Annotated in this window: 36 protein-coding genes; 19 read left to right on the plus strand and 17 right to left on the minus strand. The window is 60.3% G+C overall.

Annotated features, from left to right (window positions below):
• Nucleotides 1-117 precede the first annotated feature (117 nt).
• The 3 genes from AC1Q5O_RS04440 to AC1Q5O_RS04450 form a co-directional block, all read right to left on the minus strand.
• Complete coding sequence (locus AC1Q5O_RS04440) at nt 118-903, minus strand: ABC transporter ATP-binding protein (RefSeq protein WP_492561962.1); 786 nt, start codon at nt 901-903, stop codon at nt 118-120.
• A complete protein-coding gene (locus AC1Q5O_RS04445) occupies nt 900-1,676 on the minus strand; it encodes an ABC transporter permease (RefSeq protein ID WP_223615159.1) in 777 nt (258 codons plus the stop codon). The genes AC1Q5O_RS04440 and AC1Q5O_RS04445 overlap by 4 nt, the downstream gene beginning before the upstream one ends.
• Nucleotides 1,677-1,901: 225 nt before the next feature.
• The gene (locus AC1Q5O_RS04450; protein WP_346307223.1) at nt 1,902-2,849 is read right to left on the minus strand and encodes an ABC transporter substrate-binding protein; all 948 of its coding nucleotides are present in this window, start codon (nt 2,847-2,849) and stop codon (nt 1,902-1,904) included.
• Nucleotides 2,850-3,130: 281 nt separating this feature from the next.
• On the opposite strand from AC1Q5O_RS04450, the gene AC1Q5O_RS04455 reads away from it, so the two are divergent.
• Together AC1Q5O_RS04455 and AC1Q5O_RS04460 are read left to right on the plus strand one after the other, a co-directional pair.
• Nucleotides 3,131-4,762, plus strand: coding sequence for an acyl-CoA dehydrogenase family protein (locus AC1Q5O_RS04455; protein ID WP_464660048.1), 1,632 nt, complete (start codon nt 3,131-3,133; stop codon nt 4,760-4,762).
• A 413-nt stretch (nt 4,763-5,175) separates the two neighbouring features.
• A complete protein-coding gene (locus AC1Q5O_RS04460) occupies nt 5,176-5,523 on the plus strand; it encodes a DUF6105 family protein (protein WP_130269200.1) in 348 nt (115 codons plus the stop codon).
• On the opposite strand, the gene ruvX is transcribed toward AC1Q5O_RS04460, so the two are convergent.
• Nucleotides 5,493-5,987 (minus strand): Holliday junction resolvase RuvX, encoded by a 495-nt coding sequence (gene ruvX, locus AC1Q5O_RS04465; protein WP_105733017.1) that lies wholly within the window; start codon nt 5,985-5,987, stop codon nt 5,493-5,495. The genes AC1Q5O_RS04460 and ruvX overlap by 31 nt on opposite strands.
• Before the next feature lie 129 nt (nt 5,988-6,116).
• Between ruvX and AC1Q5O_RS04470 the strand changes: the two genes are divergently transcribed.
• From AC1Q5O_RS04470 to AC1Q5O_RS04515, 10 genes are all read left to right on the plus strand, one after another.
• Nucleotides 6,117-6,821 (plus strand): metal-dependent hydrolase, encoded by a 705-nt coding sequence (locus AC1Q5O_RS04470; protein WP_223615155.1) that lies wholly within the window; start codon nt 6,117-6,119, stop codon nt 6,819-6,821.
• A 69-nt stretch (nt 6,822-6,890) separates the two neighbouring features.
• The gene (locus tag AC1Q5O_RS04475; RefSeq protein ID WP_492561963.1) at nt 6,891-8,483 is read left to right on the plus strand and encodes a hypothetical protein; all 1,593 of its coding nucleotides are present in this window, start codon (nt 6,891-6,893) and stop codon (nt 8,481-8,483) included.
• Nucleotides 8,484-8,573: 90 nt separating this feature from the next.
• On the plus strand, nt 8,574-8,861 hold the full coding sequence (gene gatC, locus AC1Q5O_RS04480; RefSeq protein WP_223615153.1) for an Asp-tRNA(Asn)/Glu-tRNA(Gln) amidotransferase subunit GatC: 288 nt from the start codon (nt 8,574-8,576) through the stop codon (nt 8,859-8,861).
• Nucleotides 8,862-8,870: 9 nt separating this feature from the next.
• Nucleotides 8,871-9,353, plus strand: a complete 483-nt coding sequence (locus AC1Q5O_RS04485) for a GNAT family N-acetyltransferase (RefSeq protein ID WP_492561964.1) — start codon at nt 8,871-8,873, stop codon at nt 9,351-9,353.
• Between the two features lie 12 nt (nt 9,354-9,365).
• The gene (gene gatA / locus AC1Q5O_RS04490) at nt 9,366-10,847 is read left to right on the plus strand and encodes an Asp-tRNA(Asn)/Glu-tRNA(Gln) amidotransferase subunit GatA (protein WP_346307125.1); all 1,482 of its coding nucleotides are present in this window, start codon (nt 9,366-9,368) and stop codon (nt 10,845-10,847) included.
• Entirely contained in the window at nt 10,838-11,317 is a 480-nt protein-coding gene (locus AC1Q5O_RS04495) for a GNAT family N-acetyltransferase (RefSeq protein ID WP_463011310.1), read from the plus strand. The genes gatA and AC1Q5O_RS04495 overlap by 10 nt, the downstream gene beginning before the upstream one ends.
• Nucleotides 11,318-11,326: 9 nt before the next feature.
• Nucleotides 11,327-12,121 (plus strand): YdcF family protein, encoded by a 795-nt coding sequence (locus AC1Q5O_RS04500; protein WP_288195072.1) that lies wholly within the window; start codon nt 11,327-11,329, stop codon nt 12,119-12,121.
• Nucleotides 12,121-13,299, plus strand: a complete 1,179-nt coding sequence (locus AC1Q5O_RS04505) for a BaiN/RdsA family NAD(P)/FAD-dependent oxidoreductase (protein ID WP_492563075.1) — start codon at nt 12,121-12,123, stop codon at nt 13,297-13,299. The genes AC1Q5O_RS04500 and AC1Q5O_RS04505 overlap by 1 nt, the downstream gene beginning before the upstream one ends.
• Before the next feature lie 12 nt (nt 13,300-13,311).
• Entirely contained in the window at nt 13,312-14,052 is a 741-nt protein-coding gene (locus AC1Q5O_RS04510; RefSeq protein ID WP_492561965.1) for a GNAT family N-acetyltransferase, read from the plus strand.
• 121 nt (nt 14,053-14,173) lie between these two features.
• Nucleotides 14,174-14,353, plus strand: a complete 180-nt coding sequence (locus AC1Q5O_RS04515) for a hypothetical protein (protein ID WP_346305684.1) — start codon at nt 14,174-14,176, stop codon at nt 14,351-14,353.
• Between the two features lie 437 nt (nt 14,354-14,790).
• Here AC1Q5O_RS04515 and AC1Q5O_RS04520 read toward each other — a convergent pair whose 3' ends face one another.
• On the minus strand, nt 14,791-14,946 hold the full coding sequence (locus AC1Q5O_RS04520) for a hypothetical protein (protein WP_464660065.1): 156 nt from the start codon (nt 14,944-14,946) through the stop codon (nt 14,791-14,793).
• A 90-nt stretch (nt 14,947-15,036) separates the two neighbouring features.
• The gene (locus AC1Q5O_RS04525) at nt 15,037-16,569 is read right to left on the minus strand and encodes an acyl-CoA carboxylase subunit beta (RefSeq protein ID WP_223615145.1); all 1,533 of its coding nucleotides are present in this window, start codon (nt 16,567-16,569) and stop codon (nt 15,037-15,039) included.
• Nucleotides 16,570-16,747: 178 nt separating this feature from the next.
• Here AC1Q5O_RS04525 and AC1Q5O_RS04530 point away from each other — a divergent pair, with 178 nt between their 5' ends.
• Both AC1Q5O_RS04530 and AC1Q5O_RS04535 read left to right on the plus strand, forming a co-directional pair.
• A complete protein-coding gene (locus tag AC1Q5O_RS04530; protein WP_492561966.1) occupies nt 16,748-17,830 on the plus strand; it encodes a YjgN family protein in 1,083 nt (360 codons plus the stop codon).
• 1 nt (nt 17,831) lies between these two features.
• Nucleotides 17,832-18,890, plus strand: coding sequence for a M48 family metallopeptidase (locus tag AC1Q5O_RS04535; RefSeq protein ID WP_492561967.1), 1,059 nt, complete (start codon nt 17,832-17,834; stop codon nt 18,888-18,890).
• A gap of 1 nt (nt 18,891) precedes the next feature.
• Here the strand turns inward: AC1Q5O_RS04535 and AC1Q5O_RS04540 are convergent, their stop codons facing one another.
• From AC1Q5O_RS04540 to AC1Q5O_RS04565, 6 genes are all read right to left on the minus strand, one after another.
• Complete coding sequence (locus tag AC1Q5O_RS04540) at nt 18,892-19,362, minus strand: SRPBCC family protein (protein WP_492561968.1); 471 nt, start codon at nt 19,360-19,362, stop codon at nt 18,892-18,894.
• Nucleotides 19,352-19,720, minus strand: a complete 369-nt coding sequence (locus tag AC1Q5O_RS04545; protein ID WP_464660075.1) for an ArsR/SmtB family transcription factor — start codon at nt 19,718-19,720, stop codon at nt 19,352-19,354. Before AC1Q5O_RS04545 ends, AC1Q5O_RS04540 begins: the two co-directional genes overlap by 11 nt.
• Before the next feature lie 46 nt (nt 19,721-19,766).
• Nucleotides 19,767-20,006, minus strand: a complete 240-nt coding sequence (locus AC1Q5O_RS04550) for a helix-turn-helix domain-containing protein (protein ID WP_492561969.1) — start codon at nt 20,004-20,006, stop codon at nt 19,767-19,769.
• A gap of 1 nt (nt 20,007) precedes the next feature.
• Nucleotides 20,008-20,193: a helix-turn-helix domain-containing protein gene (locus AC1Q5O_RS04555; protein ID WP_492561970.1), complete on the minus strand. Its 186-nt coding sequence runs from the start codon at nt 20,191-20,193 to the stop codon at nt 20,008-20,010.
• 70 nt (nt 20,194-20,263) lie between these two features.
• Nucleotides 20,264-20,500 (minus strand): hypothetical protein, encoded by a 237-nt coding sequence (locus tag AC1Q5O_RS04560; protein WP_403173420.1) that lies wholly within the window; start codon nt 20,498-20,500, stop codon nt 20,264-20,266.
• An 80-nt stretch (nt 20,501-20,580) separates the two neighbouring features.
• Complete coding sequence (locus tag AC1Q5O_RS04565; RefSeq protein ID WP_492561972.1) at nt 20,581-20,820, minus strand: helix-turn-helix domain-containing protein; 240 nt, start codon at nt 20,818-20,820, stop codon at nt 20,581-20,583.
• 124 nt (nt 20,821-20,944) lie between these two features.
• Between AC1Q5O_RS04565 and AC1Q5O_RS04570 the strand changes: the two genes are divergently transcribed.
• A complete protein-coding gene (locus AC1Q5O_RS04570; protein WP_492561973.1) occupies nt 20,945-21,103 on the plus strand; it encodes a hypothetical protein in 159 nt (52 codons plus the stop codon).
• A 23-nt stretch (nt 21,104-21,126) separates the two neighbouring features.
• Here AC1Q5O_RS04570 and AC1Q5O_RS04575 read toward each other — a convergent pair whose 3' ends face one another.
• The 5 genes from AC1Q5O_RS04575 to AC1Q5O_RS04595 form a co-directional block, all read right to left on the minus strand.
• Entirely contained in the window at nt 21,127-21,447 is a 321-nt protein-coding gene (locus AC1Q5O_RS04575; RefSeq protein WP_492561974.1) for a BrnA antitoxin family protein, read from the minus strand.
• Nucleotides 21,447-21,692, minus strand: a complete 246-nt coding sequence (locus AC1Q5O_RS04580) for a BrnT family toxin (RefSeq protein WP_492561975.1) — start codon at nt 21,690-21,692, stop codon at nt 21,447-21,449. Before AC1Q5O_RS04580 ends, AC1Q5O_RS04575 begins: the two co-directional genes overlap by 1 nt.
• Before the next feature lie 81 nt (nt 21,693-21,773).
• A complete protein-coding gene (locus AC1Q5O_RS04585) occupies nt 21,774-22,088 on the minus strand; it encodes a BrnA antitoxin family protein (RefSeq protein ID WP_492561976.1) in 315 nt (104 codons plus the stop codon).
• Nucleotides 22,088-22,333, minus strand: a complete 246-nt coding sequence (locus AC1Q5O_RS04590) for a BrnT family toxin (RefSeq protein WP_492561977.1) — start codon at nt 22,331-22,333, stop codon at nt 22,088-22,090. Before AC1Q5O_RS04590 ends, AC1Q5O_RS04585 begins: the two co-directional genes overlap by 1 nt.
• Before the next feature lie 111 nt (nt 22,334-22,444).
• Nucleotides 22,445-22,885: a VOC family protein gene (locus AC1Q5O_RS04595; RefSeq protein ID WP_492561978.1), complete on the minus strand. Its 441-nt coding sequence runs from the start codon at nt 22,883-22,885 to the stop codon at nt 22,445-22,447.
• A gap of 332 nt (nt 22,886-23,217) precedes the next feature.
• On the opposite strand from AC1Q5O_RS04595, the gene AC1Q5O_RS04600 reads away from it, so the two are divergent.
• From AC1Q5O_RS04600 to cysE, 4 genes are all read left to right on the plus strand, one after another.
• Nucleotides 23,218-23,799 carry a cold-shock protein gene (locus tag AC1Q5O_RS04600; RefSeq protein ID WP_223615133.1) on the plus strand — a complete coding sequence of 194 codons (582 nt, stop codon included), beginning with the start codon at nt 23,218-23,220 and terminating at the stop codon, nt 23,797-23,799.
• A gap of 8 nt (nt 23,800-23,807) precedes the next feature.
• Nucleotides 23,808-24,320, plus strand: coding sequence for a DUF192 domain-containing protein (locus AC1Q5O_RS04605; protein ID WP_492561979.1), 513 nt, complete (start codon nt 23,808-23,810; stop codon nt 24,318-24,320).
• Between the two features lie 209 nt (nt 24,321-24,529).
• Complete coding sequence (locus AC1Q5O_RS04610) at nt 24,530-25,300, plus strand: alpha/beta fold hydrolase (protein ID WP_492561980.1); 771 nt, start codon at nt 24,530-24,532, stop codon at nt 25,298-25,300.
• A 261-nt stretch (nt 25,301-25,561) separates the two neighbouring features.
• Nucleotides 25,562-26,386: a serine O-acetyltransferase gene (gene cysE / locus AC1Q5O_RS04615; RefSeq protein ID WP_492561981.1), complete on the plus strand. Its 825-nt coding sequence runs from the start codon at nt 25,562-25,564 to the stop codon at nt 26,384-26,386.
• Nucleotides 26,387-26,446 lie beyond the last annotated feature (60 nt).

Raw genomic sequence — 26,446 nt, forward strand, 5'->3', positions numbered from 1 at the left:
TGCAGGGCTCATCACAAACGTTGCAGAATAGTGCTCCCTGCAATCCCCCGTTTCCCCTCATGGTGAGCTTGTCGAACCACGCACCACGCACGATGCCGATGCAACGAAGCAAGACCCCTAATGCGCCTCGGCGGCCAGAATGGCCTCGCTGCGGATTTCTTCCGTCAGCTTCAGCCGCATCCCGGTGAACTCGGGGCTGGCCTTCACCGTATAATGCCGGGGGTGGCCGAGTGGCACGGGCATGATGGATTTGATCCGGCCCGGCCGTGCTGACATCGTCACCACCCGCGACGCCATGAAGATTGCTTCCTCGATATCGTGCGTGACGAAGATGACGGTTTTCTGCTCGTGTTCCCAGATACCGAGCAGCAGCTCCTGCATCAGCCCGCGCGTCTGGTTGTCGAGCGCGCCGAAGGGTTCGTCGAGCAGCAGGATTTTTGGATTGTTGGCCAGCGCCCGGGCAATCGCCGTGCGCTGCTGCATGCCGCCCGACAGCTGTTTCGGCCAATGGTTTTCGAAACCGCGCAGGCCCACCTTGTCGATATAGGAGGCAACGATGTCGCGCTTTTCTTTTTCGGCAACGCCGCGTTCACGCAGGCCAAAGCCGATATTCTGCTCGATCGTCAGCCATGGAAACAGCGTATAGGACTGGAACACCACGCCGCGATCAGCGCCGGGACCTTTGACCTCCTGCCCATCAAGCGTCACGGTGCCGCTGGTCGGGCGGTCGAGCCCGGCGACAATGCGCAGGAGCGTGGACTTGCCGCAGCCGGACGGACCGAGGATCGAAACGAAGTCGTTATGCGCCACGGTGAGGTCGGTGGGTTGCAGCGCCTCGGTCGGCTTGCCGCCGTGCACGCCCGGAAAGATGCGGCTGACGCCTTTGATGACAAGCGTGCTCATGCGAGCCTCCAGGCGAAAAGCCGGCGATTGACCGATTTGAACAGGAAATCCGAAATCAGGCCGATGACACCGATGACGATGATGCCGAAAATGATCTGCCCGGTGGCGAGCAGCGCCTGGCTGTTGATGATCATGTAGCCGATGCCCGAGGAGGCACCGATCATTTCGGCAACGATGACATAGGTCCAGGCCCAGCCCAGCACCAGCCGCAATGTTTCGGCGATATCCGGCGCATTGGCCGGGATGAGGACACGCTTGACGATGCCGCTGTCATTGGCGCCGAGCGTATAGGCGGCTTCCACCAGATCGCGGCGCGTATTGGCGACGGCCACGGCCACCATCAGGATGATCTGGAATACCGCGCCGATGAAAATCACCAGCAGCTTTTGCATCTCGCCGATGCCCGCCCACAGGATCAGGAGCGGAATGAAGGCCGAGGCGGGAAGATACCGGGCAAAGGAGACGAAGGGTTCCAGCATGGCCTCGATGGGCTTGTAGGCGCCCATGGCAATGCCGAGGGGAACGGCGATGATGGCCGCGATGACAAAGCCGCCGACAACCCGCCAGATCGTCATGCCGATATCATAGAGAAAATTCTGCTGGGACAACAGGAGCCAGCCGTCATGCAGCATGGTCAGGGGATCGGCGAGAAATGTGCTGGATACAAAGCCGCCGAAGGTGGCGGCGGACCATGCCGCAATGAACAGGATAAAGAAGAGGACGCCAAGCAGGACGCGTGACGACGCCCCGATCGGCTGGAGAGGTTGAACCATGAGTGTTCCGATGCAAAGAGTGAAGGTATAACCCTAGGAGTGCCGATGTTGTCCGGTTGAAGTGGCTGCAAGTTGCAGTGCGTGGTTCGACAAGCTCACCATGAGGGAGGTGGTTTGATGCAAGGCCAATCCGATGGGTTGCAGAATAGTGCTCCCTGCAATCCCCCACCTCCCTCATGGTGAGCTTGTCGAACCACGCACCCTCCTCTTGCAGCCATCAGCTGATTACTTGATGAAGCTGGTATCGACGATGGTGCTGATATCCGGCTTCTTCTTGATGACGCCAATTTCAAGCAAAAGGTCTGCCGCCTCGTCGGAGAATTTGGCAAAGTCTTTCTCGAAGAAGGCCTGGTTGGCTGCCTTGTCCTGCCAGCGCAGATATTGCGCGGAATTGCCGAACACCTCTGCTGTCTGCTTCACGTCGGCACCCATGATCGCGTAGGCCTTGTCCTTGTCGGCTGCGATCAGCTCGAGCGCGTCGAAGTAGCTCTTGGCGAAGGCCTTGGCCGCTTCCGGATTCTTTTCGAGGAATGCATTGGTGCAGCCAAAAGTGTCCATCACGACGGGATAATCCAGCGTGGTGGCGATGATCTTGCCCTTGTCCGGGGCGGCGCGCACGGTGGACAGATAGGGCTCATACGTCATCGCCGCGTCGTTCTGCCCGGCGACAAAGGCCTGGGCCGCCGGTCCCGGCTCGAGATTGACGACCTTCACGTCCTTCAGCGACAGGCCGTTGTGCTTCAGCATCCATGCCAGGACGAAATAGGGCGATGTGCCGGGCGCCGATGCGGCGATGGCCTTGCCCTTGAGGTCGGAAATCTTGGCGACATCGCTGCGCACGACCATGCCGTCGGCGCCGAATGACTTGTCCATCTGGAAAATCTGCTTGGTGGCGACGCCATTGGCGTTCCAGGCGATCCAGGTTTCCACCGTGGTGGCGGCGCACTGCACGTCGCCCGATGCCAGCGCCAGATGGCGGCTAGCCTGCGGAATCTTGGTCAGCGTGACGTCAAGGCCGTTCTTCTTGAAGATGCCGGCCTCCTTGGCCAGCGTCAGCGGGGCAAAGCCGGTCCAGCCGGACAGGCCGACGGAAACCGCCGTGTCCGCCTGTGACGGGACGGCGGATGCCAGAAGCGCCGCGCATGCAGCGCCGAGATACCATTTGAATTTCATCTGATTGACCCCTTTGTTCATTTTTTTGGCACGATGAATATAAAGGCATGATAGGCAGGCAGCTTTTCATTTGTCTAGACATAAGCTTGCGCCCGGATACAGAAAAAGCTGCCTGAGACATTTTGCATCGGCGCCGTCATTCGGCTAGAAGAAGATGGATCGGTTAACCGCTTGTCAGAACCTTCATTCCATAAATGCGCGACTCATGATTGCGGCGCTGACGTGTTCGGATGAAACGGGCCATGCCGTGAAGACAGCTCATATTGGATCAGGACATTTTCTTGAAAACCCACGACGTTCTCAACCAGACACCCTCCATGATCGGCCTCAACGCCTATCTCGGCGATCCGTTGCTGATGCAGATCACCAAGCGGTTTCCGCAGGCGACCCGGACGGAGCTGGAACAAAGCGGCCGGTTTGTCCTGTCCGGTGATGCGCAGGATCTGGCGCGGCTCGCCAATACGGAAACGCCCAAGCTGCGCACCCATGACCGCCAGGGCTTTCGCGTCGATGTCATTGATTACCATCCGGCCTATCATGCGCTGATGCGCCGTTCCGTGGCGCAGGGCCTGCATTCGTCCATCTGGGAAGACGGCCCGACGGAAAACGGCCTGCGCCACCAGGCGCGCACGGCGCGCTTCTATACGGCAGCGCAGCTGGAATGCGGGCATCTCTGCCCGATCACCATGACCAGCGCGTCGCTGGCGGCCTTGATGTCGTCGCCAAGCCTGTACCGCGAGTGGTCGCCGCTGGTCCTGCCGCGCAAATATGATTCCAGCAACAAATCCCCGGCCAAGAAGGCAAGCCTGACTCTCGGCATGGGCATGACGGAGAAGCAGGGCGGCACGGATGTGCGCACCAATACGACGCGCGCCGAACCCGCCGGCAGCGGTTTTTACCGGATTACCGGCCACAAATGGTTCATGTCGGCGCCTATGTCCGATGCGTTCCTGGTGCTGGCGCAGGCGCGGGAAGGCCTGTCCTGTTTCCTCGTGCCGCGCATCCTGCCGGACGGATCATCCAACGGCTTTCGCTTCCAGCGCCTGAAGGACAAGCTCGGCAACCGCTCCAATGCCTCGTCCGAAGTCGAATTCGACAATGCGCTGGGCCAGATGGTCGGCGGTCCGGGCGACGGTGTCAAAACCATCATCGACATGGTGACGCTGACGCGGCTGGACTGTGCCATCGCCTCGGCCGGGATGATGCGCGCCGGTCTCGCCGAGGCGGTGCACCATGCGCGCCATCGCATCGTGTTTGACGGGCCGCTGTTCGACAAGCCGCTGATGCTGCGGGTCATGGCCGACATGGCGCTGGATGTGGCCGGCGCGACGGCGCTGACCTTCCGGCTGGCCCGCGCCTTCGACAATGCGGCACAGAATCGCGGTGAGGCGGCCTTCGCCCGGGTGATGACCCCTGTGGTGAAATACTGGGTTGCCAAGATCGCGCCCGCCTTGCTGTACGAGGCGATGGAATGCCTCGGCGGCAATGGCTACATCGAGGAGGGCAATCTGGCCCGCCATTACCGCGAAGCCCCGGTCAATGCCATCTGGGAAGGTTCCGGCAATGTCATGGCGCTGGACGTGCTGCGCGTTCTCAAGCGCGGGCCGCAGCTGTTCGACGAGGTGCTGAACTGGATCGGCGCCCAGCTCGGGCGCGGCGGGCAGGGTACGGTCGAGGTGCTGCGCGCCGCCATGCGTGTTGCGGAAAACGACGAGGGCGCTGCGCGCATCCTGACTGAGCAGCTGGCGCTGGCCGCTGCGGGTGCGGAACTGCGGCACCTGCACTCGGAAGATATCGCCGATGCGTTCATCGAAACCCGCCTCGGCGGGCAGTGGCGCACCACCTACGGCATGCTTGATGCCCGTCACAACGCCAAGAGCATCGTCAACTCGCTCTATCCCCCAGCCAACTGAGCGCCGTTTCTGCCGGCATAGCCGTTGCGCGTGGTTCGACAAGCTCACCATGAGGGAAGTGGTTTGGCTGCAATGCTAATCGGAAACATTGCGGGATAAGGCTCCCTGCAATCCTCACCCTCCCTCATGGTGAGCTTGTCGAACCACGCATAACGCACAGTGGCCGCTGTTTTTCGACGCGCCTTCACACCGCTTTTGTCAAATCTGCGCATCGGCCGCTGATCGGCCCTCTCGCAGGGCCGAAAAGTGCTCCGGCTAATACCTTCAATTTTAATAAAATTTTTTTAAATTAACCTTAACAAACGGTTTACGTTGCGCCTAAACTCTTAGCAGATATCAATGTGATTCGAAAATACCTCGTGATTTCACGGGGTTACACAAACCGCCACCAACTTCCCCGCTAGGAGAAATGAATGCGCAGCTTCCTGATATTCTGGGCAGGCCCGTTAAGCTTTCTGTGGGGTTGGTATTTTCTGTCGTACTACGATCTGAGCATGGGGATGTACTTCTTCAGCCGTGAAATGCACGATCTGGTCTTCACCATTTACGGCAATATTCTCGGGATCGCGCCGGACAGCATTCCGCCGCTGGTCGCCCGTGCCTGCATCGTCGATACGGGGCTGGTTTTCTGCCTGATCGCCTTCCGCCGCCGCAAGCAGATCATCGCCTGGGTCAAGGTGTGGCGGGCAAACCGTGCCGCCGCCGCGGCATCGGCCAATACGGCGCTGGCCTATTCGAAGGAATTGCCGTCTGCGTTCTGACGCAGGCTCTGCAGGCGGTCCAATGCCCCTTGCAGGATGAACGCCGCCGCAGCGGAATCAATCCGCTCGGCGCGTTTTTGCCGTGATACATCCATGCCGATCAGCGCGCGTTCCGCCGCAACCGTCGATAGACGCTCGTCCCAGTAGACGAAGGGCAGGTCGGTCAGCTTTTCCATGTTGCGCACGAAGGCGCGGGTGGCTTGCACGCGCGGGCCTTCGCTGCCGTCCATATTGACCGGCAGGCCAATGACGATGGCGCCGACATTGTCGCTTTTCAGCGCCTTCAGCAGATCCTGCGCGTCGTGGGTGAACTTGCTGCGCTTGAGCACCGGGCGCGGATTGGCAAAGGAAAAACCCCGGTCCGAAATGGCGATGCCGATGGTTTTCGTGCCCAGGTCGAGCCCCGCGACGGTCTGGCCGTCGGCGACGTGATCTTCGAGCTGTTCAATGGTCAGAACCGTCAAGGGTGTTTCCTGCACTTGAATTGGCCGGCGAAAGGCCGTTGTAATTCGCCGTTGTAATTCGAATGAATGTCACATAGCTGCAATAGACGGTTGTGGCGAGCAAAGACTGACAATGGAAGGGAAAACCCCATGAAGATTACCTGGCTTGGCCATTCGGCCTTTCGCATTGAAATCGCCCAGAGCACGATTCTGATTGACCCTTTCCTCAACGGCAATCCGGGTGCGCGCGGCGTTGACCCGAAGGAAGCGACACGCGGCGCCACCCACATCATCCTGACGCACGGTCACGGCGATCATGTCGGCGATACCGCCGCCATTGCCAAGGATACGGGTGCGGTGGTGATCGGCAATGCCGATCTGGTGACCTGGCTCAACAATCGCGGTGTCGCCCGCGTCGATCCAACCAATACCGGCGGGACCGTATCGCACAATGGCTTCACCGTGACCTATGTCAACGCGCTGCATTCCTCGGCACAGATCACCGAAGATGGCGTGTCGCATTCGCTGGGTTCGGCCAATGGCGTCGTCCTGCATTTCGACAATGAGCCGACGCTCTATCACATGGGCGATACGGATATCTTCTCCGACATGGCGCTGGTCAACGAACTGCACCAGCCGGAGATCGGCATCGTGCCGATCGGCGACCGCTTCACCATGGGTGGTGCCGTCGCCGCGTTGGCAACGCAGCGCTATTTCAAATTCGCCAGGGCGATCCCATGCCATTACGGCTCGTTCCCGATCATCGACCAGACCGCCGACAAATTTGTCGCGGCGATGGAAGGCAGCAAGACGCAGGTCTTTGTCGCCGGGACAAATGATCAGTTTACGGTTTGAGTTTGGGTTGCTAAAGCCGTTGTGATTTTGGTCGTCACCACGACGATAGGCTGAGCTATTGGAGGTATTGTGCGTAAACTATTCCTGATTTCCTGCGTCATGGCGTTGTCGACACCGGCTTTCGCCCAGACAATCGATGCCAAGGGCGCCGATGAGCTTGCCAATACCCTGTCGAAATATGTCGGCAAGACCGCACTCAGCAACGGCATTCTCAAGGTAACGCCCGAGGCCGACGGCTACCGCGTTACCTTCAGCACCGATGCTTTCCTCAAAACCATGCCGAAGCAGGACCTGCTGAAGGGCAGCCTGGGGGATTACAGCATCCTGACCAAGCCGCTGGCCGACGGAACATGGAATGTGTCCTCGGGCAACATACCTGCGGCGGCCTTCGACGTGAGCGGGCCCAAGGGCCCTGAGTCGTTCCATTGGTCGGTCGATGGCGGCAGCTGGACCGGATTGTTCGATCCGAAGATCGGCACGTTCTCGACCTCGACCTTCGCCTATGATGCGTTCAAGCTGTCGCTGAAGTCGGCGGAACAGGATATCGACGCCAGCGCCAGCGGGGCAAAAGGGCAGATGCTTGCCAAGGCCGCTGCATCGGGCGGCATCGATATCGATATGACGCAATCCCTCGCAAATTTCAGCGAAACGATCGTCACGAAGCTCCCCACGCCTGATGCGGCCACCGAAGAGGGCGAAGCAGCCAAGACCGAAACGCCGGCTGCCGGTGAACCGGTGAAGGTGACGCTGCGCAGCGGCGAACTCGGCAGCGTTGCCGAGGGCAAGGGCTTCCGCAACCGGGAGCTGCTGGACCTGTGGGCATTCGTCATCGCCCATATGGACGAGAAGAAGCTCAACAAGGCCGGACAGGACGAGCTCAAGCTGAAGCTGCGGGCGGCCCTGCCGCTCTGGGACAAGCTCAAGGGCGAGTATCATTTCAAGGACTTCAACGTTGAAACGCCGCTGGGCAATTTCGCCGCCCAGAACATTTCGCAGGAAACCAACCTCGACGGCATCAGCAAGGATGGCGCCTATCACTACGCCATGCGCACCAACGGCCTGAAATATCCGGCCCTTCCGATCCCCGAATGGGGTGTGCCTTTCCTTCCGACCGATGTGGAACTGGTGATCGGGACTGCCGGTGTCGATCTTGATACGGTCGTCAAGGGCGCCATCGACGATATGGACCTGAACCGCGACAAGGTTCTCTCCGAGGAGTTTGAAGCGGCAACCGCCGCACAGTTCCTGGTTGCGCCGCCCAAGCTGGTGATTTCGAAGAGCCTGGTGCGTACCGCCGATGCGGAACTGACGGTCGAAGGCGAGATGACCTTTGCCGGCCTGAAGCCCGCCAGCCACACCACCTGGGAAATGGCCGGTTTCGACAAGGTTGTCGAGCGCCTGAACAAGGCGGCGGAAACCGACGCCGAAATCCAGAATTACATCACCTTCGTCAAGCTGGCGAAGGATTTCGGCACGGAAGTCGACGGCGGACGGATCCGGTGGGTCGTCGATCAGCAGGCCGACGGTTCCGTTGCGATCAATGGCAATCCCGTGAAAGGTCCGGACCCGGTTGTCGAACCCGGCAGCGAGGATGTCATTGATGTGCCTGCACCCGACGATGAAGAAGACAATCCGGATGCGCAGGCGGACAAGGCGCAGTAATCGGCGCCCGGCATGCCGACTTGTCCGTTGCGCTTGCCCGCAACGGACACTATAGCTGCTTGATCAAGAATTGAATTTTCGGGAATCCCAATGTCTGTCGATATTTCCACCGTCAAACGCGTTGCGCGTCTTGCCCGTATTGCCGTGAGTGAGGATGATGCAACCCGCATGACCGGCGAACTGAATGCCATCCTCGGTTTCGTCGAACAGCTGAACGAAGTCGATGTGGCGGGTGTCGAGCCCATGACATCGGTCACGCCCATGGCCATGAAAAAGCGCCGGGACGTGGTCAATGACGGCGGCAAGGCGGCCGATATCGTTGCCAATGCGCCCGTCACCGAAGAGAATTTCTTCGTCGTTCCGAAAGTGGTGGAGTAAGGCGCAGCCATGACGATCACGGTCGCCATCGAAACGCCCCTGCAGGATGACGTCCGCGCCCTTGTGGATGCGCTGAATGCGCATCTTCTGCCGCTGTCGCCGGTCGAATTCCAGTTCAAGATGACGGTGGAAGAGATGGCGGGCGACGACACCACGGTGTTCATCGCCCGCGACGAAACCGGGCGGGCGGTGGGCTGCGGTGCGCTCAAGCAGCATGACGCGGAAACCGGCAAGATCAAGCGCATGTTCACCCTGCCGTCCGTGCGCGGCAAACGCGTCGGTTCGATCCTGCTCGAGGCCATAACCGGGCTCGCCCGCGACAAGGGCATGTCCCGGCTGGTGCTGGAGACGGGCGTCGGTCCCGGATTTGACGCGGCATGGCGGCTGTATGAGCGTTCCGGCTTCACCCGCTGCGGTGCGCTCCTCGATTATCCGGATTCGGAACACAGTGCATTTTACGAAAAGCGGCTCGCCCTCGCGCCAGCCCAATAAACAGGACTTGATATGACCGATCTGACCGCTCTCACCATTGCCGAGGCGCGCGACCAGCTGAAAGCCAGGGCGATCACCGCCACTGAGCTGACCAGTGCCTATCTCAAGGCAATCGAGACCGCGAACGGGGCCCTGAACGCCTATATCGCCGTCACGCCGGAGAAGGCGCTTGACATGGCCAAAGCATCCGATGCCCGTCTGGCTGCAGGCAAGGCGGGGGCGCTGGAAGGCATACCGCTGGGTATCAAGGACCTGTTCGGCACCGAAGGCATCCACACGCAGGCCTGTTCGCATATTCTCGACGGCTTCAAGCCGCATTATGAATCCACCGTCACCTCCAACCTGTGGGCCGATGGCGCCGTGATGCTCGGCAAGCTCAACATGGATGAGTTCGCCATGGGGTCATCCAACGAAAGCTCCTATTACGGTCCGGTGAAAAACCCGTGGCGCGCCAACGGCTCCAATGCCGATCTGGTGCCCGGCGGTTCGTCCGGCGGCTCGGCCGCTGCGGTCGCAGCCCGCCTGTGCGCCGGTGCGACGGCCACCGATACCGGCGGTTCCATCCGCCAGCCCGCCGCCTTCACCGGTACCGTTGGCATCAAGCCGACCTATGGCCGCTGCTCGCGCTGGGGCATTGTCGCCTTTGCCTCGTCGCTGGATCAGGCCGGACCGATTGCCCGCGACGTGCGCGATGCGGCGATCCTGCTCAAATCCATGGCCTCGGTCGATACCAAGGACACGACATCGGTCGATATCGCCGTTCCCGATTACGAATCCATCATCGGCAAGCCGCTGACCGGCCTCAAGATCGGCATTCCCAAGGAATACCGTGTCGAGGGCATGCCGGAAGAGATCGAAAAGCTGTGGCAGCAGGGCATTGCCTGGCTGAAGGACGCCGGTGCATCCATCGTCGATATCTCCCTGCCGCACACGAAATACGCGCTGCCGGCCTATTACATCGTGGCCCCGGCGGAAGCCTCGTCGAACCTTGCCCGCTATGACGGCGTGCGTTACGGCCTGCGCGTGCCGGGCAAGGACATTGTCGACATGTATGAAAGGACCCGCGCCAGTGGTTTCGGCGACGAGGTCAAGCGCCGCATCATGATCGGCACCTATGTGCTGTCAGCCGGTTATTACGACGCCTATTACCTGCAGGCGCAAAAGGTGCGCACCCTGATCAAGAAGGATTTCGAGGACGTCTTCCATGCCGGTGTCGATGCGATCTTGACACCCGCAACCCCGTCGGCAGCCTTCGGCATCGCCGATCAGGATCTGGCGTCCGATCCGGTGAAAATGTACCTGAACGACATTTTCACGGTCACGGTCAACATGGCGGGGCTTCCCGGCATCGCCGTGCCTGCCGGACTGGACAGCCGGGGCCTGCCGCTTGGCCTGCAGCTGATCGGACGCCCGTTCGACGAGGAAACCCTGTTCCAGACCGCCTATGTCATCGAACAGGCCGCAGGCAGGTTCAACGCGCCGAAATGGTGGTAATCAGGCCTGCCACGCAAGCCGACATCGCGGCACTGGCCGCGGTCGGCTCACGGGCCTGGGCATCGAATATTTTCTCGTTCGAACCGGAACTGCCCGGCATGCGCGCGCATGTCGAGCGTGCCTACCAAGCCTTTGCCGAGGAACATTTTGCCCGCGTGCTGGTTGCCGAGGTGGATGGTGTCATTCTCGGCTGGGGCGCGCGCGAAAAGAACGATGACTACATCTCGGATATGTGGGTCGATCCCGGCCATCAGGGGCAGGGCATCGGTTCGCTCCTGCTCAAGGCGCTGAAAGCCGACATTGCCGCGGCGGGATATGCAACCGCCCGGCTTGAATCCCATGCGCGCAATGCGGGTGCCATACGCCTGTATGAGCGTGAGGGCTTTGAAATCGTGCACCGGAGCCTCGAATGGTCGGAGAGCCTCGAACGCAAGATCGAGAAGGTCAAAATGCTGGCGAACCTGACGTAGGAACTTTCAATGTTTTTCTTTGTTTCCAAGGTGTTCTGGTTCGTTGCTCAACCCCTGAATTTTTCCATTCTGCTGATGGGCCTCGCATTTTTTGCCGTGTGGTTCTCCTGGCGGCGCATGGCGATGACCGCATCCGCCGGGGCATTTCTGATCCTGGGGCTGGCCGTCTGGAGTTCGCTGGGCGCGCTTCTCATGCATCCGCTGGAAGACCGGTTCCAGCGCCCGTCGCCCGCACCGTCGCATGTCGATGGCATCATCGTCCTTGGCGGCGGTTTTGAAGGCGGGGTCAATCTGGTGCGCGGCGGCTACGAGCTCAATGCCAGCGGTGACCGCTTCGTTGAAACGGCGGTGCTGGCGCGGCGTTACCCCGAGGCAAAGGTCGTGGTTACCGGCGGCGGCGGCACGCTGGTGCTGGAGGGCGAGGGCGATGCGGCCACGGCGCCGCGCCTGTTGACGGCGCTCGGCGTTGCCGCCGACCGGCTGGTTCTCGAGAATGAATCGCGCAACACCTACGAGAATGCCCAGTTCACCAAAAAGCTGCTCGACATCAAACCCGGCGAGACGTGGCTGCTCGTCACGTCCGCCTTCCACATGCCCCGGTCGGTCGGGCTGTTCCGCAAGGCGGGTTTTGATGTGGTGCCGTGGCCTGCCGATTACCGCACCTCCGGCATCGAATATCCCGGATTTGCCCAGGACAACCCGATCGATTCCCTGCAGAACCTGACGATTGTCCTGAAGGAATGGGTCGGGCTTTTCGCCTATTGGGCGACCGGCCGCACCGATGAACTGCTGCCGTCGCCATGATGAAGCAGGTGGACGTTCTCATCATCGGCGCGGGCGCTGCGGGCATGATGTGCGCTGTCGAGGCGGGCAAGCGCGGCCGCTCGGTTCTCATTGTCGATCACGCCAGGGCGCCGGGCGACAAGATCCGCATTTCCGGCGGCGGGCGTTGCAATTTCACCAATCTCAACGCCGCCCCGCAGAACTACATCAGCAGAAACCCGCATTTCTGCATTTCTGCGCTGCGCCGCTATACCCAGCGCCATTTCATCGCGCTGGTCGACCGCTATGGGATCGCCTGGCATGAAAAGACGCTGGGCCAGCTGTTCTGCGATGGTTCGGCCAAGCAGATCATCGATTTGCTTGTCACGGAGATGAAGCAGGCCAATGTCGAGCTGCGGTTGCAGACGGCGGTCGAGTCCATCGAGGCGACGGCGGGCGGCTATACCGTTGCACTGTCCGGCGAGCGCGTGCGCTGTACCTCGCTGGTGGTCGCCTGTGGCGGCAAGTCCATTCCCAAAATGGGCGCAACCGGCTTTGGCTATGATGTTGCCAGGCAGTTCGGCCTGGCGCTGACCGACATCCGCCCGGCGCTGGTGCCGCTGACCTTCGATGACAACACGCTGGCGCCGCTGAAACCCCTGTCCGGTATTTCCGTCGATGCCGTCATCAGCCACGGCAAGACAAAATTTGCCGAAGCCATGCTCTTCACCCATCGCGGTCTCAGCGGCCCGTCGATCCTGCAGATTTCGTCCTATTGGCGCGAAGGCGACACGATCAGCGTCGCCATGCTGCCGGGTGTCAAAATTCTTGACGCGCTGCGCGCCGCCCGCGCGCGCAATGGGCGGCAGGCGCTGCAGACAGCCCTGTCGGAGCTTCTGCCGAAGCGGCTGGCGCAGCTGATCGCCGAAAACAGCGGCATCCACAGCCATCTCGCCGATGTCTCCGACAAGCAGTTGCTCGGCGTCGAGAAGGCCATCAATGAATGGCAGGTCAAGCCCGCCGGGTCCGAAGGCTACCGCACGGCGGAAGTCACGCTGGGCGGTGTCGACACGGATGGGCTCGACCAGAAGACGATGGAAGCCAAATCCGTCAAAGGCCTCTACTTCATCGGTGAAGTGGTCGACGTGACGGGCTGGCTCGGCGGCTACAATTTTCAGTGGGCCTGGTCATCCGGCTGGGTGGCAGGGCAGGCGGTTTAGGAGAAAGCAGTGATGGATGATCTGAACTGGCGTGTCGAGGAAGCATGTTTCAATGCGTGGCCGTCGCCGCGGCAGGTTCTGCATGGCGGCTGGCTGCTGCGGTTTTCCGGCGGCGGCGTTCGCCGCACCAACTCGGTCAACCCTTTGCGCGGACCGCGCGCCGAACCTGCCGGCGTGATCGATGCGGCGGAAAAACTCTATGGCGCGCTCGGCCGCGACTTCATTTTCCGGGTTCCGACCATCGCCGATGAAATGGAGTCGCATCTGGTCGAGCGCGGTTACCGTTTCGAGGGCGGCAGCACGGTTCTGCATTGCGACCTGCGCCGCCATCGCCCAGTCGGCGCTGCTGCCGCCGAACTGTCACGCGAGATGACGCCGGGCTGGTCACGTGACGGCAAGCGCATCTCCGGCTGGTCGGACGCCGAACAGGCGGTTTTCACCGATATGATCGCCTCCATCGTCGTGCCAAAGGCCTTTGCCTCCGTCACCATGGATGGCCGGATCGTCGCGAAGGCCTATGGTGCCATCAGCAACGGCCTGCTGGTGCTGGAATCCGTCGCCACCGATGCGGATCACCGCAAACGCGGCTATGGCCAGCGGGCGGTTGGAACCTTGCTCGACTGGGCGCGGGACGAAGGCGCCGAGGGTGCCTGCCTGCAGGTTCTCACCGACAATCAGCCGGCGCGGGCGCTCTATGCCTCGCTGGGTTTTGACCGCGAACTGCACAGCTATCACTATCGCCGGAAACCATAGTCGGCAAGAATCTCCGGCAATGCCGTTAATCGAATTGCCTGATGCCGGGAAACCTGCTTCCCTGACGGCACAGCGTGTCTGTTGAAGCCGCTGTGCAGTCAAACTGGGAGGGAAGACAGCCATGTGGATCAAACTGACCGACGTCAACGGCGATCTCATCACACTCAACTTTGCCCATGTCGTATCGTTCAACCCTTACGGGACGGGAACGCACATCGTGACCGTAACCGCTGGCCTGACCTTCTTCGTCAAGGAGACGATTGACCAGATCCAGCGCAAGGTCGGCATCGAGTCCATTTAAGCCGCCACACGATCACCCCGGTTGCAAAGCCCTTGATGCGTGGTTCGACAAGCTCACCATGAGGGATGTGGTTGGGCTGCAATGCCAATCGCGGGCGCTGCAGAATATCGCTCCCTGCAATCCACGGCCTTCCTCATGGTGAGCTTGTCGAACCACGCACCACAACCACGCACTGAGCCTCCGCCATGCCGGTTGCGTTAACCATAAGAGCGGGATCATCCCGGCCGAAACGGCCTTTTACTGTTGTTTCATAGTGTAATATTTACGTGATATTTACGGACGGGGAACCTTTTTACGATTTGTTGGTTTTATTCAAACGAGAGTCAAAATCGGATACAAATAGTGATTTGTTAAATCGTTTGAATTTTCTTAATGTCACAATGCATCCGAAATACAGACGCATGCTGAAACAGGATTATTCTCTTGGCGAGAGTAGTTTAACTAGAGGTGTGAACAATGCTAACAATAAATAAAGAAACGTCGTCGCCGTCTGAAGCACGTGTCATCAAACTGCCGAAGGTCGGCGTGAAGTCGAGCGCAACAATGGTCAAGGCCGCCGCCAAATTGGCAGAGCCATGTGACAAGCGCACCATTTCGCAGATCCTTCGCGAATCCAGCGGCGGCTTCAGCTTCCGCCGTTAATTCCCCGATATTCTTTCTGTCTTGAATACCGATATCCCGCCCTAGAGCGGGATATTGTCATGTTTCTTCCAGGGATTTTCGAGATCCTTGTTGCGCAGCATGCGCAGTGCCCGTGAAACCCGCTTGCGCGTGGAATGGGGCATGATCACCTCATCAATGTACCCACGCTCGGCCGCCACGAACGGCGACAGGAACCGGTCCTCGTAGCGCTTCGTGTGCGCCGCGATTTTCTCCGCATCGCCAATATCCTTGCGGTAGATGATTTCCACCGCGCCCTTGGCACCCATCACCGCGATCTGCGCCGACGGCCAGGCATAATTGATGTCGCCGCGCAGATGCTTGGAGGCCATCACGTCATAGGCGCCGCCATAGGCCTTGCGCGTGATGATGGTGATCTTCGGCACCGTTGCCTCCGCATAGGCGAACAAGAGCTTGGCGCCATGCTTGATCAGGCCGCCATATTCCTGCGCTGTGCCGGGGAGAAAGCCCGGCACGTCGACGAACGTGACGATGGGAATGTTGAAGCAGTCGCAGAAGCGGACGAAGCGCGCCGCCTTGCGCGAGGCATCGCTGTCCAGCACCCCGGCCAGAACCATCGGCTGGTTGCCGACGATGCCGACGGTGCGGCCCTCGACGCGGCCGAAGCCGACGACGATGTTTTTGGCAAAACTTTCCTGGATCTCGAAAAAATCCGCCTCATCGACGGTTTTGCGGATCAGTTCCTTGATGTCGTAGGGCTTGTTGGCATTGTCCGGCACCAGCCGGTCGAGCGAGTAATCCGGCTCGTCCGTGTCCTGGAAACATTCGATCTCGGGAATATCGGCGGTGTTGGATGCCGGGAGAAAATCAATCAGGCGGCGCATCTGCAACAGCGCCGCCACGTCATTGTCATAGGCGCCATCGGCAATCGACGATTTGGTGGTGTGGATCGACGCGCCGCCCAGCTGCTCGGCCGTCACCGTTTCATTGGTCACGGTCTTCACCACATCCGGCCCGGTGACGAACATGTAGGACGTGTCGCGCACCATGAAGATGAAATCCGTCATGGCGGGGGAATAGACGTCGCCGCCCGCACACGGTCCCATGATCACCGAAATCTGCGGGATGACGCCTGACGCAAGCACGTTGCGCTGAAAGATTTCCGCATAGCCGCCGAGCGCCGCCACGCCTTCCTGGATGCGCGCGCCGCCCGCATCGTAAAGCCCGATGACCGGCGCGCGGTTGCGCAGGGCCATGTCCTGGATTTTCTGCACCTTTTCCGCATGCGCCTCGGAGAGCGAGCCGCCGAACACGGTAAAATCCTTGGCGAAGACGAAAACCGTGCGCCCGTTGATGGTGCCCCAGCCGGTCACGACGCCATCGCCGGCAAATTTTGTCTCTTCCATGCCGAAATCGGTCGAGCGGTGTTCGACGAACATGTCGAACTCCTCGAACGAGCCTTCGTCGAGGAAAATGTCGATGCGCTCGCGCGCCGTCAGCTTGCCGCGCTTGTGCTGGGCCTCGATCCGCGTCTTGCCGCCGCCCTCCCGCGCAATGGTCCTGCGGCGCTCCAGCTCGATCAGCACATCCTTCATGGCATCCTCCTCATTGTGACATTTCTGATATCAGGACAAACCGGCCTGCGAAAGCGGTTTGTCGGCGATATCAAACGTCCGTCGCGGCGAAATTCCGGCCGCGTGATTGCCATCCCGTCCCAAGTCGGGCTAAGCCTGTTCCTGGAGTCCTGTCGGACAAAACTGTTTCGGGGGAAACATGGAAGGCTCGCCACAACCACGGTTCGGCCGTCCGGCTGAATATACCGGTCACCGGTTTTCGTTCTCCGGCACCGCCAAGGAATATTTCGGCATCTGGATCGTCAATGTATTGCTGACGATTGTGACGCTCGGCATCTATTCCGCCTGGGCAAAGGTGCGGCGCAATCGCTATTTCTACGGCAATACCAAACTGGCCGATGGCCGGTTCGATTATCACGCCCGGCCGAAGCAGATTCTGATCGGGCGCATCCTCGTCGTCGGCTATCTCATCCTCTACAATATACTGCTCCGGTTTTCGCCGCTCCTCGGCGGGCTGCTCGGCCTGGTGTTCATCGCCGCGATCCCCTGGCTGATCGCGCGCGGCCTGCGTTTCAGCGCACGCGTCACCAGCTACCGCAATGTGCGCTTCGATTTCACCGGCGGTTACTGGGGTGCGGTCAGGGCTTTCTTCCTCAGCAGCCTTGTGGCGGGGATTTCCTTCGGCCTGCTCGCGCCCGTCGCCAGCCGGTGGACCTTGCGCTACACGCTCGGCAACCTGCGCTATGGCGGCAAGGTGTTTTCGCCGGACCCGACGATCGGCGCGCTTTATCGCGTCTGGGTTTTACCTGCCATACTCACGGTTGCCGGGCTTTTTCTTTTCGGAATCCTGATCGCCGGCGCATCGGCCGGGCTTGCGGCAATGAAGGCGGAGGCTTCGAGCGGCGAAGTGGCATTCATTCTGCTCATATATCTTCTGTTCGTGCCCGTGCTGCTGATCTATGCCGTCACGGGACTGCTCTATTCCGCCGGCATACGCAACGCCGGTGTGAGTGCCACGACATTCGATGACAGGCACTATCTCTATTCCGACATGCCGCGCTGGACCTATGCCTGGGTGATGATTACCAATCTGGTTGTCACCATCGTCACCCTCGGGCTGATGCGGCCCTGGGCTGCCGTCCGGCTGGCGCGTTTTCATGCGGACTACACGGCCATTGTCTTTGACGGCGATGTCGGCGAGATTTTCTCGGATATCAAGGACAGCGGTTCGGCTGTCGGTTCGGAATTCATGGATATCGAAGGTATCGACTTTGGCTTCTGACATGGGAAAACTGACGACAGGCCTCTGGTACCGCGAAGGATCGAGCGCGGGCCGGGGAGCCAGTCTGGTTTTCGCCGACGATGCCGTATCGGTCGTTGCCGTGGATGGAACGGTCCTGTCCGCCGCCGCCTTCGATCAGATCGGCATCAGCGACCGTGTCGGATCGATACCGCGGCGCCTGACCTATCCCGACAGGACCAGCTTCGAGACGATGGACAATGACGCCATCGATGCGCTGGTGGCGGCGCAGCAGGGGCGCAGCGCCGGGTGGGTGCACCGGCTGGAGCGGTTCCATCCGCGGCTGCTGGTGCTCGTCCTCCTGACCTTTGTCTTCGCCTTCTCGATCTACCGCTTTGCCGTGCCCGCGCTGGTTGAAGTCGCCGTGGTGGTCACGCCGCCGGTTGTCCCCGCCCTCATGTCGAAAGGGACGCTGCAAACGCTCGACACCACGGTTTTCTCGCCCAGCACTTTGCCGGATGCCGACAAGGTCAAGCTGAATGAGGGCTTCGGCAAGCTCGCGGCCAAATCCAGCCTCGGTGCTGGCGGCTTCAACCTGAATTTTCGCGACGGCGGCATCATCGGCCCCAATGCCTTCGCCTTGCCGGATGGCACGGTCGTCATCACCGACCAGCTGGTCAGGCTGGCGGCTGGCGACACGGACATGCTGCTCGGCGTGCTTGCCCACGAGATCGGCCATGTGGAGCTGAAACACAGCCTGCGCCAGCTCTACCGCGCCGCCGGGGTTGCCGGGCTGATCATGCTGATCGGCGGCGATATCGGCGGCAGCACCCATGACGTGCTGGTGCAGGGCGGCGGTCTGCTGGCCTTGTCCTACTCACGCGCCGACGAAAGCGCGGCCGACCGGCACAGCGTCGAACTGATGCAGAAGGCTGGTTTTGACCCCGCCGCCATTGCCCGCTTCTTCGCGCTGGTGGAGGACAAGCTCGACGACCACAGCCCCACCAGCATGCTGCAAACCCATCCCGGTACGCCCGAGCGGCGGAAAATGGTGCTCGACTATGCCGGGGAGTTGAAGGCGAGGGCCGGGACGAGCAATTAGTTCAGGCCAAGTGTTGGACGACGGCTGCCAGCTGGCCGATGGCGGTGCCCCAGCCCTCGTCAAATCCCATTTCCTCATGCTTGCGGGCATCGGCGGTGTCCTTGTGCAGGACGCGCGAGGCGTAGCGGGTGCCGCTGCCCTCGGCCGCGAAGGTGATGATCGCGGTCAGGGCCAGCCAGGGTTCGGCCGGTTTCCAGCCGCCGGTCATGACCGTGGTGAACACCAGTTTCGCTTCCGGCACGATCTCCAGGAAACAGCCATCGACGTGCGGCTGGAAATCGCCGCCGTCCTCGCGCATGCGCGTCTCGAACGCGCCGCCGGGGTGAAGGTCAAGCTGGACCACCTTGCATTCGATGGGGGCGGGGATCCACCATTTCGCCAGATGCTCCGGCGTGCTCCAGGCCTGCCAGACGAGGGCGGGCGGCGCCTTGATGAAACGCGCAATGGTCAGTTCGGATGGGTCAACCGGCATCTTCAACACTCCCGTGCATCTGGGTTTCAACATAATCGGCCAGCCGGTCCGCCCGGCCCTGCCAGAGGGCCCGCTGCTCGGCGAGCCAGGTTTCGGCGGCCGCGAGCCTTTCGGTATCCACCCAGCAGGTGCGCACGCGGCCGATCTTTCTGGAATGGATCAGCCCGTCGGCCTCAAGCACCCGCAGGTGCTTCATGAAGGACGGCAATCCCATGGCAAAGGGTTCCGCCAGTTCCTTGACCGGGGCGGGGCCCCGGGTCAGGCGGCTGACCACGGCCCGGCGGGTGGGGTCGGCGAGGGCGTGAAAGGCGGCATCCAGCGATATCTGATAGTTTTCCATATGGAGAACTATAGTCAAAAGTTTTCCATTTGGCAAACTGTTTTAGGTGCAGAAGTGTATCGCGCTAATCCGCCAGCCGGACACCGGCGCCGCCGGCGCGCTCAGTGCCCTTGTCGAGAAAGACCACCCCAGCCGCCGTCAAGGCGTCCTTGAGATCGTCAAGCGTCCGGTCATAGGGGATGCGTTTGCCGGTTTCGAAGGTTGCAATGGTCGCCGGCGCAACCTTTGCCACGTCCGCAAGCTTGGATTGCGACCAGCCAATCAGGGCGCGTGCAGCACGGCACTGTGCGGGGGAGATTGTCACTCTATTTCAGCCTGACACCGGGCCCGCCGTCGACGGTCTGGCCATCGGCGAGGAAGGAAACCCGTGCCTCAAGCACCTGTATGATGGCTTGCAGATTGTTGGTCACCGGCGTTGACTTGCCGGTTTCGAAATTGCGGACGGTGGACAGGCCCACCCGCGCAGCCTTGGCCAGATCCTCCTGGGACATATTGGTGAGCGCGCGTGCAGCCCTGCATTGATCGGCGGTTAAAGGCTTTTTCTCCACGAGGTGTTGACCCTCAGTCCTTCCGGAGTCGTACGCCCGGCTGGCCATGATTGAGAAATTCCACGCCCGCTTCCTCAAGTACGCGCATGACAGCCCGTATCTTGTCGAGGCCGCTTGTGAGTACAGCAGGCCCCTTCTTCTCCATGGCGCTTATCGTATTGATGTTCAGGCCTGCGCCCTTTGCGAGGGTTGTCTGGTCCATATCCACAAGAGCGCGTGCCGCGCGAAGCTGGTTTCCCGTCGTCAGCAATGCACGCTCCCGATCTGGTCCACTTGTGATTGTTCCATAGCCCCGGGCTGGCAGCAATATAGACGATGGTATGAGGGAACTTATTCCCGCCGCAGCCGGATACCCGGCCCGCCATCGATGTTTTGCCCATCGCCGAGAAAAACCACGGACTTGGCTTCAAGCGCCGCTTGAATAGCCCGCAAGGTGGACGCCTTGGGGTCGGCCAGACCGCGCTCGATATTGTTGAGGCCGGTTGTCGACATGCCAGCCAGCGTTGCGAGCTCCGCCTGGGTCAGTCCCAGCATCGCCCGTGCGCCGCGTATTTGCTCAGGAGTAATCATGGTTTTTTGTATTCTGTAATTGATTTTTTAACAAGCGAGCTTGACGCGGTGGATAATTGATAATAACTTAAGTATGGTTGATAAAATAACAATTTTTGGATTTATATGATAGCGAGACTCCCTCATGAGCAATCGATCAACCCAGCTGGTGGATGCCAGCAATCTGCTGATTGAAGTCAAGAACCTTGTCGAAGTGCTGTGCATGGCCGCGTCCGATATCCACGATGAGCGGATTGCCGCGATCAGTGCGGTGCTGGACGCTGTACGCCAGGAGCCGGTTTGAAGCCGTGCGTAGCGGGCGGATGATTATTTCACCTTGGCCTGTTTGAGGGCGTCGTTGATGCGGCTCTGCCAGCCTTTGCCCGTGGCCTTGAATTTTGCCAGAACATCCGGGTCGAGCCGCAGCGTGACCGACGTCTTGGTCACGGCCAGAGGCGGGCGGCCACGCGCGGCGATCTCCTTGTCGATTTCGCGGGCGAGTTCGGGAAACACCTCCCTGAACGGCCGCATCTGTTGGATTTCGTCGTCGGTCAGTTCGGGATTGTCCGGATCTTCGGCAATTCCCCGCTGTATTCGGGCTTCCTCCTCATCGCTTAGGGGGAGCAGGTGTTTGAATTTGCTGTTCATCATAGGCTCCTTTCCTTCCGGCTGGCGGGGCGCATGGAGACAATCGACAGGGCTTCCGAGCCCAGCGGGCGAAACAGCACGGCGATGACAAGCTGCCCGTTGAATGCGCCAACGGCTTTGAACCGGCTGTTCCTTGCCGATCCGACATATGCCGTCAGGAAGAATTCAATAGGCAGGTCGGCAAAATCCAAGCCGTGCTTGGCTATGTTCTGTCGGCGCTTCGGTTCATCCCAGACAATCTGCATTTAATGTACGTACATTAAATGCATTGCGCAAGGTATTGGTAGTCGTACGGAGGTGTTTTGCCATCCGCATCGGGCGGATGATTATTTCACCTTGGCCTGTTTGAGGGCGTCGTTGATGCGGCTCTGCCAGCCTTTGCCCGTGGCCTTGAATTTTGCCAGGACATCCGGGTCTAGCCGCAGGGTGACCGGCGTCTTGGTCACGGCGAGAGGCGGGCGGCCACGCGCGGCGATCTCCTTGTCGATTTCGCGGGCGAGTTCGGGAAACACCTCCCTGAACGGCCGCATCTGTTGCATTTCTTCCTTGGTCAGCTCGGGGCTGTCGACGGCATCCCAGTCTTCCCTGGTATAGCCGCGACCCGGTTGGAATGCCTTCTGCAATTCGCGTTTGACAGCCATCAGATCAGCTTCCTTTCATCTTTCCGGGCGGGGCGCATCGATATGACCGAAAGTGCCTCCGTTCCAAGGGCAAGGAAAATCACCACGATTGTTCCATCTGCCAGGCGCCCGACGGCTTTGGAACGGCCTCGATTGACCGGCATCGTAACCGCATGGACGAAAAACTCGGAGGACAAATCGGCAAAGTCGAGACCGTGTTTCTCGATATTGGCAAGCCGCTTCAGTTCGTCCCAGACAATCTGCATTTAATGTACGTACAATAAATGCTTTGCGCAAGGTATTGGTAGTCGTACGGATGTTCCTAGTGATCCATCACCGCCGCCTCTCAGGCGGCGGCGATGACATCGGCATAAAAATTACCAGCTGCCGGTATTCGGCATCGACAGCCAGGGTTCCTGCGGCGGCAGCGGTACGCCTTTCTGCAGGATTTCGATGGAAATGCCGTCGGGCGAGCGGACGAAGGCCATGTTGCCGTCGCGGGGCGGGCGGTTGATGATGACGCCGCTGTCCTGCAACTTCTGGCAGGTGGCGTAGATGTTGTCGACGACATAGGCGAGGTGGCCGAAATTGCGCCCGCCCGTATAGGTTTCCGGGTCCCAGTTGTAGGTCAGTTCCAGTTCCGGCGCCCGTTCGGCCACGGCGCGGCCCTTGTCGTCGGGAGCGGCCAGGAAAATCAGCGTGAAACGGCCTTTTTCGTTTTCCGTACGCCGAATTTCCTCAAGGCCGAATTTGTTGCAGTAGAAATCCAGCGATTCATCGATATCGCGGACGCGGACCATTGTGTGAAGATAGCGCATCGTTTTCCCTTGATGTGTGCGTCAGTGTATGAAAGGCGGCAGCAACCGGACGGCTGCCCCGGGCAATTGTGCAATTGCCCCGGGCAATCGTGTCATTGCCCCGGGGTGATCATGCGATCGCCGGGCTAGGCGCCTACATCTTTTTGGTAACATTATTTTCATGACGCCACAAATTGACAGGCTTACAACGGGTGGTTGAACCGGTCATCACAAGATTTGCACCTGTTTTTCAACAAAAACAGCCAGATGATACTTGCCCTCATCCATTGGACAGGTGTTATTCTGACTCCAGAGAATCAGTGGTTGCTTTCAGGAGAGGAGGGGCTCGCTTCATGTCAGACAGACCAGTATCAGCCCGGCATTCCCCCGATGATGAACAATTAGCCGATGGCCTCGACCTCATCGAGGTTTCGGGCGCTATCAAATGGTTCGATGTCGCCAAGGGATATGGCTTTGTGATCCCCGACAATGCTGATCTGCCTGATATCCTGCTGCATGTGACCTGCCTGCGCCGCGACGGCTTCCAGACTGCGCTCGAAGGCGCGCGTGTCGTGTGCGAAGTCAAGCAGGGCGAGCGCGGCATGCAGTGCTTCCGCGTGCTCTCGATGGACAGTTCCACCGCCGTTCACCCGACCGAACTGCCGCCGGTGCGCACCCATGTCACCGTCACGCCGTCGAGCGGACTGGAGCGCGTTCTGGTCAAGTGGTTCAACCGCACCAAGGGCTTTGGCTTTCTTACCCGCGGCGAAGGCACCGAGGATATCTTTATCCACATGGAAACCCTGCGCCGCTTCGGCCTGACCGAATTGCGTCCGGGACAGGTGGTGCTGGTCCGCTTCGGCAATGGTGACAAGGGCCTGATGGCTTCGGAAATTCACCCGGATATCGGCACGCAGCTGCCGGCATCCCACTAAGACATCCCATGAACAGGCTGTTGCGCGTGTGCCGGTCTTTGCTGATCGGCCTTCTTGCGCTGGTCCTTGCCACATCGGCCGTGCCCGCCGCCGATCAGAAGCCGATGCATCTGCCCATCGATGCGGCGCCGCTGGTGATCAACACCGCCAGGGGCGATGTTCCCTTTCAGGTGGAGGTGGCCGATACCGACGAGGAGCGCGAGCGGGGATTGATGTTCCGCACCGACCTCAGGGACAACAGCGCCATGCTGTTCGTGTTCGAGGACAGCCGTCTCGTCACCATGTGGATGGAGAATACCCCTTCGGCGCTCGACATGATTTTCCTCGATGAAAACGGCCGTGTGTCGGCGATTCGCGCCAATGCGGTGCCGTTTTCCCGGACGACGATTTCCTCCGGCGGTCCCGCGCGGTTCGTCATCGAAGTCAAGGCAGGCACGGCCCGGCGGCTCGGCGTTGCGGTCGGCGACAAGGTGCATCACCCGGCCATCGCCGCGGTCTGCGGCACCTGCAGCAAAAAATAGGCTGCATTCGCGTGGTTCGTGGTTCGTGGTTCGACAAGCTCACCATGAGGGAGGTGGTTTGTTGCAAGGCCAATCTGATGGGTTGCAGAATATAGCTCCCTGCAATCCTCCACCTCCCTCATGGTGAGCTTGTCGAACCACGCACGATGACCCATAGCATTGCGCCTTGTTTCCAGGAAAAAAGCCCCTTACCATTTTTGACCAGATCAATGAGTCCCGACCCCATGCAGTTTTTTGAGAATGATGGATTGAAGCTCGCCTATCTCGATGAGGGCGCGGGCGAACCGGTCCTGCTGATCCATGGCTTTGCCTCGTCGCACTTCTACAATTGGGTGCAGCCCGGCTGGGTGCCGGCCCTGACCGCCGCCGGCTACCGGACCATTGCCATCGACAATCGCGGCCACGGCCAGTCGGACAAGCCGCATGAAAAATCGCTGTATACGCCGACCCTGATGGCCGGGGATGCCGCGGCCCTGCTCAGGCATCTCGGCATCGCGAAAGCCCATGTGATGGGCTATTCCATGGGCGCGCGCATCACCGCTTTCCTGGCGCTGGAACATCCCGAACTGGTGCATGACGTCATTTTCGGCGGGCTTGGCATCGGCATCGTGGAAGGCGCTGGCGACTGGAATCCCATCGCCGAGGCGCTGCTGGCGGAAGACGCCGAGACGGTGACGCATCCGCGCGGAAAAATGTTCCGCATGTTCGCCGACAAGACCAGAAGCGACAAGATTGCCCTGGCCGCCTGCGTTATCACCTCCAAGGAGGAAATCAGCGAAGCCAATATGGCGCGCATCACCCAGCCGGCGCTGGTTGCGGTGGGAACCAAGGACGACATCGGCGGCAGCCCGCACCGGCTGGCGGCGCTGATGCCGCAGGGCGAAGCCATCGACATCCCCAACCGCGATCACATGCTCGCCGTCGGCGACAAGGTGTTCAAGGAAGCGGTGATCCGGTTCCTGCAAGCCCATCCGCTCTGATGGCGGCGGTGTAAACCGCAAGAAGATGTGTGGTGCGTGGTTCGACAAGCTCACCATGAGGGATGTGGAGGATTGCAGGGAGCACTCTTCTGCAATGGTTCCGATGAGCGTTACAGCACCAACCTCCCTCATGGTGAGCTTGTCGAACCACGCATAGACCGCGACACTGTTTCAGCCCGGTGAATTTGGGGTGTCAACCCATCGCTTTTGCCGTATGCTGGTGACAACGCAAGACTATTGGCTGATTGCCTGGAGTAGGACATGTCCACAAGCAACCCGATGAAAATGACCGGATCGGTCAAGCAGATGGATCCGATCTGGCTGTCCATCCGTGCCGAAGCCGAGGAAACCATCCGCCAGGAGCCACTGCTGGCGACGTTCCTGTACACCACGATTCTCAACCACCAGTCGCTGGAGCAGGCGGTTATTCACCGCATTTCGCAGCGGCTCGATCATCCGGATGTCGAGTCGGAGCTGCTGCGCCAGACCTTTACCGCGATGATGGACGCCACGCCGTCCTGGTCGCAGATTCTGCGCGTCGATGTCCAGGCCGTCTATGACCGCGATCCCGCCTGCACGCGGTTCATCGAGCCGATCCTCTATTTCAAGGGGTTCCAGGCGATCCAGACGCACCGGCTGGCCAACTGGCTGTGGAACGAGGGCCGCAAGGACTTTGCTCTCTACCTGCAGAGCCGCTCATCCTCCGTCTTCCAGACGGATATCCATCCCGCCGTGCCGATGGGGCAGGGCGTGTTCTTCGACCATGCCACCGGCATCGTCGTCGGCATGACCGCCGTCATCGAGGACAATGTCTCGATCCTGCAGGGCGTCACCCTCGGCGGCACCGGCAAGGAAACCGGCGACCGTCATCCAAAAATTCGCCACGGCGTGCTGATCGGCGCCGGGGCCAGCATCCTTGGCAATATCGAAATCGGCCATTGCTCGAAAGTTGCCTCCGGTTCCGTGGTGCTCAAGCCCGTGCCGCACAATGTCACCGTCGCCGGGGTTCCCGCCCGGGTCGTTGGCGAAACCGGCTGCGCCGAACCGTCCCGCGCCATGGACCAGCTCATCACCAATTTCGACTGAAACCGGGCGCTTCAGTGATTGAAACGAACATGCCGGCCCTTTACAGGGCCGGTTGCTGCA

This window comes from Phyllobacterium sp. MT110, from assembly GCF_058792715.1.